This is a genomic window from Streptomyces sp. NPDC031418, assembly GCF_055581605.1.
In genome coordinates, this window is sequence record NZ_JBVIJC010000005.1 from 337244 (window position 1) to 349569 (window position 12326).

Annotated in this window: 7 protein-coding genes; 3 read left to right on the forward strand and 4 right to left on the reverse strand. The window is 71.1% G+C overall.

Annotated features, from left to right (window positions below; genetic code table 11):
* Nucleotides 1–144: 144 nt before the first annotated feature.
* Nucleotides 145–1230, forward strand: a complete 1086-nt coding sequence (locus ACZ5CZ_RS09030; RefSeq protein ID WP_468940637.1) for an NAD(P)-dependent alcohol dehydrogenase — start codon at nucleotides 145–147, stop codon at nucleotides 1228–1230.
* Between the two features lie 103 nt (nucleotides 1231–1333).
* The gene (locus ACZ5CZ_RS09035; RefSeq protein ID WP_385846166.1) at nucleotides 1334–1504 is read left to right on the forward strand and encodes a hydrophobic protein; all 171 of its coding nucleotides are present in this window, start codon (nucleotides 1334–1336) and stop codon (nucleotides 1502–1504) included.
* Between the two features lie 86 nt (nucleotides 1505–1590).
* On the opposite strand, the gene ACZ5CZ_RS09040 is transcribed toward ACZ5CZ_RS09035, so the two are convergent.
* From ACZ5CZ_RS09040 to ACZ5CZ_RS09055, 4 genes are all read right to left on the reverse strand, one after another.
* Nucleotides 1591–4002 (reverse strand): SpoIIE family protein phosphatase, encoded by a 2412-nt coding sequence (locus tag ACZ5CZ_RS09040; RefSeq protein WP_468940641.1) that lies wholly within the window; start codon nucleotides 4000–4002, stop codon nucleotides 1591–1593.
* Between the two features lie 82 nt (nucleotides 4003–4084).
* The gene (locus tag ACZ5CZ_RS09045; protein WP_468940643.1) at nucleotides 4085–8362 is read right to left on the reverse strand and encodes a HAMP domain-containing protein; all 4278 of its coding nucleotides are present in this window, start codon (nucleotides 8360–8362) and stop codon (nucleotides 4085–4087) included.
* A 372-nt stretch (nucleotides 8363–8734) separates the two neighbouring features.
* Nucleotides 8735–9670, reverse strand: coding sequence for an anti-sigma factor RsbA family regulatory protein (locus tag ACZ5CZ_RS09050; protein WP_468940645.1), 936 nt, complete (start codon nucleotides 9668–9670; stop codon nucleotides 8735–8737).
* Nucleotides 9667–9909 carry an STAS domain-containing protein gene (locus ACZ5CZ_RS09055; protein ID WP_385846162.1) on the reverse strand — a complete coding sequence of 81 codons (243 nt, stop codon included), beginning with the start codon at nucleotides 9907–9909 and terminating at the stop codon, nucleotides 9667–9669. The genes ACZ5CZ_RS09050 and ACZ5CZ_RS09055 overlap by 4 nt, the downstream gene beginning before the upstream one ends.
* A gap of 486 nt (nucleotides 9910–10395) precedes the next feature.
* Here ACZ5CZ_RS09055 and ACZ5CZ_RS09060 point away from each other — a divergent pair, with 486 nt between their 5' ends.
* Nucleotides 10396–12315 carry an alpha-L-fucosidase gene (locus ACZ5CZ_RS09060; RefSeq protein WP_468940649.1) on the forward strand — a complete coding sequence of 640 codons (1920 nt, stop codon included), beginning with the start codon at nucleotides 10396–10398 and terminating at the stop codon, nucleotides 12313–12315.
* The last annotated feature ends 11 nt before the right edge of the window (nucleotides 12316–12326 follow it).

Here is a 12326-nt window from a genome sequence, read left to right on the forward strand (position 1 = left end):
TTCTTGGCCATGTACGATCAGTCCGCGCGGGCCCGCCCGACCACCCCAACACCCCGACGTGGCCGCCTACTTCATCGGCTCCGACGGGCTCGGCCCGGAACCTCATGCCCCCGGTAGCCCTGACCGTCCCACCCGGAGAATCACATGCGCACCCAAGCGGCTGTCTCGCACGGACCCGACACCGGTTTCACCATCGAGGACGTCGAGATCTCCGACCCCCGCCCCGACGAGATCCTCGTCCGCCTCACCGCGGTGGGCATCTGCCACACCGACCTGGCCATAAAGGCCCGGATGCCCGCAGGCGTTCTGGCGGTGTACGGCCATGAAGGCGCCGGCGTGGTGGAGGCGACCGGTGCCGATGTCACCGGTGTGAGAGCCGGAGACCACGTCGTCCTGAGCTACAACAGCTGCGGCGCCTGCGCCTGGTGCGCCGCCGGACGGCGCGCGTACTGCGAGCGGTTCATCGCCCTGAACAACGCCGGGCGCCGCGAGGACGGCAGCTCGGTCCTCAGCCGTCCGGGCGGCGACGTCTGGTCCTCGTTCTTCGGTCAGTCGAGCTTCGCCCGGCACGCGCTCGCCACGCGCGAGAACGTCGTCGTCGTTCCGCGGGACACCGACCTCGTGACCGCGGCGCCCATGGGGTGCGGCTTCCTGACCGGCGCGGGCTCGGTGGTCAACCTGCTGCGGCCCACTCCCGGCTCCAGCCTGGTGGTGTACGGCGTCGGCGGGGTGGGACTCGCGGCGGTCATGGCCGCCGCGGCCCTGGGCGCCGGCACCGTCATCGCCGTCGACCTCTCCAAGGAGCGGCGGACCCTCGCGACGGAAGTCGGTGCCACCCACGCCCTCGACGGCGCGAGCGAGGACCTTGTCGAGCAGATCATGGAGATCACCGCGGGAGGCGCGACCCACGGCCTCGACACCACCGCCGTCCCGGGTGTGATCCGCAACGCGGCTCTGGCCCTGGCCCCGCTGGGATCCCTGGTCGTCGTCGGCCTCGGGACGGGGGACATCGCCCTCGACGTGATGGACCTCATCAGAGGAGGCAAGACGGTACGGGGCAGCATCGAGGGCGACGCGAACCCGCACGAGCTGGTGCCCCTCCTGCTCGACTGGCACGCGCAGGGCCGTTTCCCCGCCGACCGGATCATCTCCACGTTCGCCTTCCAGGACATCGACGAGGCGGTCGCCCGCATGCGGACGGACGTCGTCAAACCCGTCCTCACGTTCTGACACGGACTATGCGTCGTGCCCCGGCGCAGGCTTCATAAACAAGGCAGCCTCGGGGAATGCGGGCCACATTGCAGGGCACACGGGCGGCAGGAGGTTGATACATATGGTTCCCCTGCTGCTGGTTCTTCTTCTCGCGCTGGTCCTTTTCGGTGCCGGCTTCGCCATCAAGGTTCTCTGGTGGGTCGCCGTCGCCGTCCTGGTGCTGTGGCTCCTCGGCTTCGTCATGCGCTCCACCAGCGCCGGCGGCGGCCGCGGCCGCTGGTACCGATGGTGATCCGACCACCCTGGACAGCGCGTTCGCAGGGCCCGGCCGCTTGGACGGCCGGGCCCTGCGCGCATGCCTGGTGACCCGCGTCGCGGCTATGCCACGCGGATACCGACGACACAGGTGTCGTCGTCCGTGTCCGACCTGCTGTAGGTCAGCAGCCGGTCGAGCTGCTGGTCGAGGCTCTTCGGCGCGGTACGGGCCGTGGTCAGCAGGTGCGTCAGGGACTCCTCCACGGACCGGTCCCGGCGCTCGATGAGCCCGTCGGTGTACATCAGCAGCATGTCCTCCGGCTCGACCGGCAGCTCGGCTTCCTCGTAGTCGGCTTCGGGCACCGCGCCGAGCAGCAGGCCCTGGACCAGCGGCAGCGGGGCCGCCTCCCGGCCGCGGACCAGCACGGGCGGGAGGTGGCCCGCCCGCGCCCAGCGCAGCACGCGCCGGTCCGGGTCGTACAGGGCACACACCGCGGTGGCGGTGACCCCTCCGGTCAAGTGGTGCGCCACGATGTTCAGCCAGGACAGCAGCTGACCCGGCCCGGCACCCGTCACGGCGAGGCCACGCAACGCGTTGCGCAGCACGACCATGCTGGTGGCGGCCTCGATGCCGTGGCCCGCGACATCACCCACGCACAGCAGCACCAGCCCGGACGGCAGCATCACGGCGTCGTACCAGTCGCCGCCCACCAGATGCTCGGTCTCCGCCGGCCGGTAGCGCACCGCGACCTCCAGACCGGGCACCGTCAGGGGCGCCTGCGCGGGAGGCATGATGGCGTGCTGCAACTGAAGGGTCAGACGGTTGCGTTCCGTCGCCTGCTGCTCGGTGTGGGCGAGCTGGTCCCGGGTCGCGGCGAGCGCCACCTCCGTCCAGTGCTGGGCGGAGATGTCCTGGTAGGCGCCCCGCACGACGGACAGCCGGCCGTCGGTGTCCAGGGCCGGCTCGGCGACCACCCGGATGTGCCGGGTCACACCGTCGGGGCGCTGGAGCCGGAAGGCCGCGGAGGCCGGCCGGCGCCGGTGCAGCAGCGTGCGCAGGAACCGGCCGAGGGCCACCGCGTCGTCCGGGTGCGCGTGCGCGGGCAGCTCCTCCAGCGGTACGGGCTTGCTCGCCGGGGACCGGCCGTAGAGGTGGAACAGCTGGTCGTTCCAGGTGATCTCGCCGGTGAGCAGGTTCTCCTCGAAGCCCCCGATACGGCCCAGGCGTTGGGCGTGCTGGAGCAGGCTCGCCAGCCGCGCCGTCTCGTCCTCGATACGCCAGATCAGCAGCACGCTGCTGCCGTGGCGGCTGATGCTGAGGTCCGCGACCACCGACAGCGGCACCTGGTCGACGAGCGCGGTCAGATGCATGCGGCGGCCGCGGAACGGCTCCCCGGTGGCGTAGACCCGCTCGACCCGCTGGAACAGCTCGCTCTTCCCGGCGGCCATGGGGAACGCCTCCAGCAACAGCGCTCCGCTGACCACCGCGCGCGGCCGGCCGGCCGGGTCCAGGAAACGGCTGTTGACGTGCTGGATGCGGAAGTCCACCAGCTGGCCGGAGTCGTCGAGGTGCGGCACCAGCACCAGAGCGGGGTCGTGGAGCCCGTCGGCCAGGTCCATGAGCTCGACGGCGTCCGGCAGGAGCCGTGGTTCCTGGCCGACGCCCTCGCGCAGTATGGATGTCTCCAACGTGTGCGCGCACAGCTCGGCCAGGGCTTCCACCTGCCGGACGATCTGCGGCGGCTGCGGCTCCAGCGGCCCCGGCCAGGCGATCTCCAGGACACCGTGGATGCGGCCCCCCGTGCCGGCGGGCACCGCGACCCGGCCGCCGTCCGGATACATGTGCCGGCCGATGGTGGGCAGCCCGATGCCGGCGAGCGACTCGAACCACTGACCGGTGCGCTCGGTCAGTCCCCGGCGCGCCACGGTCGCCACCTCCGGAGGAACGTAACGCCACCGGAGGGCCTCGGCGGGGGAGAAGCCGGCGCTTCCGCCGAGGGTGAGCGAGCCGTCCGCGCCCGCGCTCCACACGGCGACGGCGACCGCGCCGAGCGGGCGCAGGGCATGCTCCAGCAGAGCGCCTGCGACGTCCTGAGTGTCGTCCGCGGCCAGCGCGCCGCTCTCCGCCGCCCGCAGCCGCAGGGCGGTGTCCTGGCGCGCGGGCGTCTCGGCGGCCGTGCTCAGAAAGGCGTCCGCGATCTCCGACACCCGGTCGCGGGCGGCCTGGTTGATGACGTCCACCGCGAACTCCAGCGGCGTCACCTTGGCCTGCTCGGTCAGCTCCGCGAGCTGCCGGGCGGCCTGCGCCGGACCGCAGCCCAGCCGCTCGACCAGGATGCCCTTGGCCAGCTCGATCAGCGCCCGGCCCTCGGCCTCCGCATGCGCGGTACGGACCTCGTGGCGCAGCCGTTCCACCGTGGCGGCCAGCCTGCCGACGGGGGAGGTGGGGGAGACGCCCGTGAGGTCCGGCGGGTCGGCGCGCAGCTCGATGCCGTCCGACTCACGTTGCTGCTCGGGCGTGTTCACGATGTGCATGCTCCTCGGCTGAACGACGCCCGGTCGCGGCTCCCGCCGCGCCGGGCGGTGCCCGACCTGCGGGCGGGTGGCACCGGCGCGTTCACGTGGACAGCCAGCGTCGGACGCAGGCGATGAGGTCGCGGGTGTCGACGGGCTTGGTGACGTAGTCGCTGGCGCCGGAGGCCAGGGACTTCTCCCGGTCGCCGGGCATCGCCTTGGCGGTGACGGCGATGATCGGCAGCTCGGTGTACTGCGGCAGCTTGCGGATCTCGGCCGTGGCCGTGTAGCCGTCCATCTCCGGCATCATCACGTCCATCAGCACGAGCGCGATCTCGGGGTGGGCGAGCAGCGTGTCGATGCCCTTGCGGCCGTTCTCCGCGTGCAGCACCCGGAAGCCGTACATCTCCAGGATCCCGCTGAGTGCGAACAGGTTGCGTGCGTCGTCGTCGACGACCAGGACCGTACTGCCCTGGAAGCTGTCGTCCACCGGGGGTGCGAGGTCCTGCGGGTCCTCGATCCGGACCAGGGAGAGCACCTCCCCGGGTGCCTCGGCGGCCAGGTGCAGGGCGATGCGTTCGCGCAGCTCGTCCAGGCTGGACAGGAACTCCAGGGACCCGTCGTCGCGGTGGGAGCGCAGCGCTTCGGCCCGTGCCGCCTCCGGCCGGTGGCTGCTGTGCACGAGCACCGGAACGTTCGCCAGCCCCGAGTCGCCTTCCAGGGCCTGGAGGAACCGGCTCGCCTCGCCGTCGGGCATGTCCAGGTCCAGTACGACGCAGTGGCAGGAGTCGGTGGCCAGTGCGCCCGCCGCCTCCTGCGCTCCGACGGCGGTGATGACGTCCACCGCCGGCAGCGGGGAGCCGTCGTCCGGGGCGTGCCGGGCCACGTCCGCGACCACGCTCTCGGCGACCAGGGTGAGCAGCCCGCGCGACCGCTCCTCCACCACCAGGAGTCGGCGCGGCGGCTGCTGGGCGACGCCAGGCCGCGGCCCGGCGGTGGTGCGGCCCGCGGTGGCGGCCGCCGCGAGCTCGGCCGGTTCCTTCGGGGCGGGCCGGCCGGCGCCGAGCAGCTCTTCGAAGTCCGGCCGGGCCACCGGCAGGTACAGCGTGAAGGTGCTGCCCCGGCCGGGCGCGCTGTCCACCGCCACGGCACCGCCGAGCAGATGCGCGATCTCCCGGGTGATGGACAGTCCGAGGCCGGTTCCGCCGTACTTGCGGCTCGTGGTGCCGTCCGCCTGCTGGAACGCCCCGAAGATCGACTCAAGGTGCTGCTCCGGGATGCCGATGCCGGTGTCCCGCACCCGGAACGCGACGACGGCACCGCCGCGCACGACGCCCTGCGGCACCTCGTCGTCCGTGGCGGGCTCGATGGCCAGCTCGACGCCGCCCTGCTCGGTGAACTTCACCGCGTTGGACAGCAGGTTGCGCAGCACCTGCCGCAGCCGGGAGTCGTCGGTGAGAAGGTCGGCGGGGGCGCCCGCCGCGGTGGTGACCGCGAACTCCAGCCCCTTCTGGGCCGTCATCGGGCGGAAGGTGGCCTCGACGTACTCGATGAGCCGGCGCAGCGGCACCCGCTCCGGGGTGACGTCCATCTTGCCCGCCTCGACCTTCGACAGGTCCAGGATGTCGTTGATCAGCTGGAGCAGGTCGCTGCCCGCGGAGTGGATGATCCCCGCGTACTCGACCTGCTTCGGGGTGAGGTTGCGCGAGGGGTTCTGGGCGAGCAGCTGGGCGAGGATGAGCAGGCTGTTGAGCGGGGTGCGCAGCTCGTGGCTCATGTTGGCCAGGAACTCCGACTTGTACTTCGAGGCCAGCGACAACTGCTGGGCGCGGGCCTCGAGTTCCTGCCGGGCCTGCTCGATCTGGAGGTTCTTCGCCTCGATGTCGCGGTTCTGCGCCGCCAGCAGGGAGGCCTTGTCCTCCAGTTCGGCGTTGGAGCGCTGCAACTCCTCCTGCTGGGACTGCAACTCGGCCGAACGCGCCTGGAGTTCGGCGGTCAGCCGCTGCGACTCCTCCAGCAGCTCGTCGGTGCGGGCGTTGGCCACGATCGTGTTGACGTTGACGCCGAGCGTCTCGCGGAGCTGTTCCAGGAAGTCCCGGTGGATGGGGGTGAAGGAGGTGACCGACGCCAGCTCGATGACGCCGAGGACCTGGTCCTCGAAGAGGATCGGCAGCAGGATCAGCGCGGTCGGCACCGCCTGGCCGAGCCCGGAGGAGATGGTCACGTAGCCGTGCGGCAGCTCGTCGACGGTGATGGTACGGCGGCTGCGCGCGGCCTGGCCGACCAGCGAGTGGCCGAAGGAGAACCGGGTGGGCCGCTCGTCGTCGTCGGGCCTGCCGTAGGAGCCGACGAGGCGCAGCTGCGGGCCGTGCTCACCGTCCTCGGCGAGGTAGAAGGCCCCGTACTGGGCCGACACCAGCGGCGTCAGCTCGTCCATGATCAGCTCGGCGACCACGGGCAGGTCCCGGTGGCCCTGCATGAGGCCGGCGATGCGCGCCAGGTTGGTCTTGAGCCAGTCCTGCTCCTGGTTGGCCCGGGTGGTCTCGCGCAGCGACTCCACCATGGAGTTGATGTTGTCCTTGAGCTCGGCGACCTCGCCGGAGGCCTCCACCGTGATCGAGCGGGTCAGGTCGCCCTCGGCCACCGCGCTGGCCACGGCGCCGATCGCCCGGACCTGGCGGGTCAGGTTGCCGGCCAGCTCGTTGACGTTCTCCGTGAGCCGCTTCCAGGTGCCCGAGACGCCCTCCACCTCGGCCTGGCCGCCGAGGCGTCCTTCGGTGCCGACCTCGCGGGCGACGCGGGTGACCTCGTCGGCGAAGGCGGAGAGCTGGTCCACCATCGTGTTGATGGTCGTCTTCAGCTCCAGGATCTCGCCGCGGGCGTCCACGTCGATCTTCTTCGACAGGTCGCCCCGGGCCACGGCGGTCGTCACCAGAGCGATGTTGCGCACCTGACCGGTCAGGTTGTTCGCCATGGAGTTGACGTTGTCGGTGAGGTCCTTCCAGGTGCCGGCCACGTTCGGCACATGCGCCTGGCCGCCGAGGCGTCCCTCGGTGCCGACTTCACGCGCGACGCGGGTGACCTCGTCGGCGAACGCGGACAGGGTGTCGACCATCGTGTTGATCACATCGGCCAGCGCGGCGACCTCGCCCTCGGCCGCGACCGTGATCTTGCGGGACAGGTCGCCCCGCGCGACGGCCGTGGCGACCTGGGCGATGGAGCGCACCTGGCCGGTCAGGTTCGACGCCATCACGTTCACGTTGTCGGTGAGGGCCTTCCAGGTGCCCGACACGCCCTTGACGTCGGCCTGGCCGCCGAGGCGTCCTTCGGTGCCGACCTCACGCGCGACGCGGGTGACCTCGTCGGCGAAGGCGGAGAGCTGGTCGACCATCGTGTTGATGGTGTTCTTGAGTTCGAGGATCTCGCCGCGGGCGTCGACGGTGATCTTCTGCGACAGGTCGCCCTCGGCCACCGCCGTCGCCACCTGGGCGACATTGCGGACCTGGGCGGTGAGGTTGCCCGCCATGAAGTTGACCGAGTCGGTGAGGTCCCGCCAGGTGCCCTTCACACCCTTGACGTCGGCCTGGCCGCCGAGGCGTCCTTCGGTGCCGACCTCGCGGGCGACGCGGGTGACCTCGTCGGCGAAGGCGGACAGCTGGTCGACCATCGTGTTGATGGTGTTCTTGAGTTCGAGGATCTCGCCGCGGGCGTCCACGGTGATCTTCTGCGACAGGTCGCCCTTCGCCACCGCGGTGGTCACCTGGGCGACATTGCGGACCTGGTTGGTCAGGTTGCCCGCCATGAAGTTGACCGAGTCGGTGAGGTCCCGCCACACCCCCGCGACACCGGGCACCTTGGCCTGGCCGCCGAGGCGTCCTTCGGTACCGACCTCGCGGGCGACGCGGGTGACCTCGTCGGCGAAGGCGGACAGCTGGTCCACCATCGTGTTGACGGTTTCCTTCAGCTGGAGGATCTCGCCGCGTGCGGGCACGTCGATCTTCTGCGACAGGTCGCCCTTGGCCACGGCCGTGGCGACCTGGGCGATGTCCCGGACCTGGGTGGTCAGGTTCCCGGCCATGGCGTTGACCGAGTCGGTCAGGTCGGCCCAGGTCCCGGAGACCCCGGGCACCTCGGCCTGTCCGCCGAGGGTCCCCTCGGTGCCGACCTCCCGGGCTACGCGCGTCACCTCGGAGGTGAACACGGACAGCTGGTCGACCATGCCGTTGAACACGGTCGCGATATCGCCCATGAGGCCGTCGGCGTCCTCCGGCAGACGTGTGCCGAAGTCACCGTCCCGTACGGCAGTCAGCCCCGCCAGGAGCTGTCTGAGCTCCTCGTCACCCGGCCCGGCGTCGATGAGCTCGGTCCTGTCGCTGGTCATGCGCACCCTCGTCCCGCTCCCCTGGAGCCCTCAGCGATGAAGACTCGAACACCGCGGCGGCCCGCGGTGGGTCCGAAAACGCTCTGCATTTCCTCACCTCAACGGCCTGGGGCGAGGAGAAAAGACGTCGCAGGCTAACCCACTCGGCACCCGCCGAACAAAGCGTCCCCTCGCCGCCCACCTGGGAAGGGATCCGCCATGAAGAGCCATGCATGACATCGGAATCACGGGGTACGTGATCTGGTTTCCCCTCTCGATGTCCGCCAGGATCGCGGGGCTGGGGGAGGGCGTCGGATCAAGCCCGCGAGGTACGGCGGAGCCGGCTGTTCGAATACAAGCGCCGCTGTCCCGATGCCGACGGAGCGGCAACGGTCAGCGGCCGATGTAGAAGCGGATCGTGGTGCCCGCCTCGCCGGTGTGGATACGCACGAGGTCGGCGACGTGGTTGACGAGGAGCAGGCCCCGGCCGCCGGGCCGTTCGGGTGCCGCGGGACGCCGGCCTGCCAGTGGGTCGGTGAGCCGGCCCGCGTCCTGAACCTCGCAGACGACCTGCTCGTCCTCCGCCCAGATCCGCAGCGTGCCGCCGCCCGCGCCGTGCACGACGCTGTTGGTGGTCAGCTCCGCCACCGCCAGCTGGAAATCCTGCAACCGTGTCCCGTCGAGCCCCAGCCGCTCGCCCTGCCGTACGGCGAACTCACGCGCCATCGGCAGGTGGCCACTGCCCTCGAAGCGCGTCGCCCTGGCGGCGGGCGGCACGGGCAGAGCCTGGTTGTACCGGGCGACGACCGCCTCGGGACTGTACGCGGCGGAGGCCGTCTCACTCCCCTCGGCGACCACCACCGGGTGGGTGGCCCACGCGTCCTCCAGCACCTCCTGGTCGAGCCCGTCGACGTCGTACGGACACAGGATCGTGACGGCGCGCCCGGTGAACGCCTCGTTGATCAGCGCCTCGTGCTGCACACACGCGGGATACTCCACCGCGCTGCGACCGGGCCAGATCGGCTCACCGATGATGCGGACCCGTCCACCGGTATGGGCATCGGCGAACCGGCGCAGCACGCCGGGGATGATCCGCCCCGGGTTCCGGCCCGCCTGCGTCATGTCCACGAAGTGAACCCGACTGGCCTGGTCACCGAGCTGGTCCCTGATCAGCTTGAGCCGGTCCGGCGGCGCGGCGACCGCAACCGGCTCCTCCCTGCCCAGCCCCTCGAGAACGAAGGGGACTGTACCTGCCACATACTGCTGCTCCCCGCTGTAGAACAGCGCCGGATGCACGAAGTCCCGGGAGCTGGGGGCGGTGCCGGTCATGCGGTCACCTCGATCCCGCTCAGGCCGGACCAGAACAGGTCGAGAATGCGCGGTACCTGGGGCGGTGGTTGCTCGAGGACGAACAGACGGTCCCCGCTCAGCGACCGTGCGGCCAACGCCAGATCCGTCACCCCGGCCACGTCGATGAACGTCAGCTGGGACATCTCGACGTACAGGCAGCTCTCGCTCCGCCGTGACAGCCGGCCGAGGGCCTCCTGCCACACCGCCCGGGTACTCACGCCGACCTCGCCTTTCGCACACACGCCTGGGCGTTCCGACAGCGGACGCACTTCCAGCCAGGCACCGCCGTTCGACGGCGTGGCCCAGTGTCCCTCCGAATCGAGTGGGACATCCACGCTCTTCCCCTCACTCTGCCGGAATCGCCCCTCGACGGTGGTGTACCCGGCTCAGTACCACCGCTGTCCATCTATCAGGGTGCGACGCGAACCGGCAATCCGGCGGGCTGTGTCCTGCCCCGACCACGGATGCGGGTACCCCGAGCGGGCGAGTTCACCGGAACCCGCCGGGCCCAGTGGTGATGGGCCACCGCTCCGGCATACATCCCATGTAATGGCTTCGAAGCGGCGGCGTTCGTCGGCCAAATCCCGGTCCGTGGCAGGAATCTTTGCCGCACGTCTCGACAATCGCTGCATGCGCGCCCCTTAATTCATCCGATGTCTCGGGAGGGAACGACGGAGCAGGAGGAACCCCCGTTGCCGCACTCCATGTCACGCAGATCGGTCCTCGCCGCCCTGGCGGTCACGACGGCGGCCGCCGCGGCCGGTTCCGTCCCGGCGGCACCCGCGTACGCCGCGACGGACGCGCCGCTGCCCCTGCCACCGCTGCGGATCCCGCAGACCGACCTGGGCATCGAGCAGCAGCCGGACGCCGCGATCCAGTGGCTCCAGGACGCCAAGCTGGGCATGTTCGTCCACTGGGGCGTGTACGCGGGACCGGCCAAGGGCGAGTGGTGGATGCACGCCGCCCCGGTCACACCGGCGGACTACCGGAAGTACCTCACGGACGCCACCGACGAGCAGTTCACCGCGGACGCCTACGACCCGGCGGCCTGGGCGCAACTGGCCAAGGACTTCGGGGCGCGGTACGTGACCCTGACCACCCGCCACCACGACGGTTTCGCGTTGTGGCCGCTGAACCATCCCAACAGCTGGAACTCCGGTCAGGCGCCGCTGCACCGCGACTTCGTCAAGGACTACGTCGCGGCGGTACGGGCGGCCGGACTGAAGGTGGGCCTCTACTACTCGCCGATCAACTGGCGCTATCCCGGCTACTACGACGTCCACGGCACGAACTGCGCGCCGAACCCCTGGCACTACACCACCGATCCGGCGCACAAGGAGAACGCGCGGGTCCTGAAGACCGAGGTGTACCAGTCGGTCAAGGAGCTGGTCACCCGCTACGGCCCCATCGACGACCTGTGGTGGGACGGCGGCTGGCTGGCGGAGCAGGGCAGTGACGCGGACGCCGCCTTCTTCTGGGAGCCCGGCCGCTTCCGCGACCCCGCCAACGAGTGGCCGGTGGACGCCGCCTACGGCGAGACCGACGGCGACGGCAGGCCGCTGGGACTGATGGGCATGGTGCGCAGGCACCAGCCCCATATCGTGGCCACCTCGCGGTCCGGCTGGATGGGCGACTACGCCAGCGACGAGGGGCCTTCGGTCCCCAGCGGGGCGATCCGCACCGGCCGTCTCGTCGAGAAGGTGTTCACCGTCGACGGCAGCTGGGGTTACAACGCCGACGCCACCGTCATGCGGTACGACACCGCCATGGACATCCTGGTCAACTGCTGGGTGCGGAACATGACCGCGATGGTCAACGTCGGCCCGGACCGGCACGGCACGGTGTCCGAGGCGCAGGCCGGCCTGCTGCGGCGGATCGGCGCCTTCATGGCGTCCTGCGGCCAGGCGGTCTACGGGACCCGCGGCGGCCCGTGGAACCCGGTCGACGGCCAGTACGGCTTCACCTACCGGGACGACACCTTCTACGTGCACCTGCTGCCCGGCTACGGCGGCACGTCCTTCACCACACCGGCGGTGGGCGATGCCAGGGTCGTGCGGGTCTTCGATGTGCGCTCCGGTGCCGACCTCGCCCACTCGGTCGACGGCGCCCGGGTCACGATCACCGGCATCGACCGCACCGGCCACCCCGAGGACAGCGTCGTCGGGGTCACCCTGGACCGGTCCGTGGAGCCGGCCGACATCGCCCTCGGCCGGACCGCGACGGCCGACAGCGAGGAGTCCTCGAAGGGCAACACCGCGGCACGGGCGGTCGACGGGTCCACCTCGACCCGGTGGTGCGCGAACGACGGCCGCACCGGCCACTGGCTCACGGTGGACCTCGGCTCGCCCCGCCCGCTCACCGGCAGCCGCATCGCCTGGGAACGCGACGGGACGGACTACCGCTACCGGATCGAGGGCTCCGTCGACGGCCGGACGTGGACGACGCTGGTCGACCACACGGCTGGCACCGGCACCGCTCAGGTCCACGTGGCCATGTTCCGGGCCCGGGCACGGTACGTGCGCGTCACGGTCACCGGGCTGCCCGCCGGGGCATGGGCGTCCATCCGCACACTGGAGGTCTACGACCGGCCCTTCGCCGCGGCCCCGGGGAACCCCGGCGGGTGACGGCGCGGCAT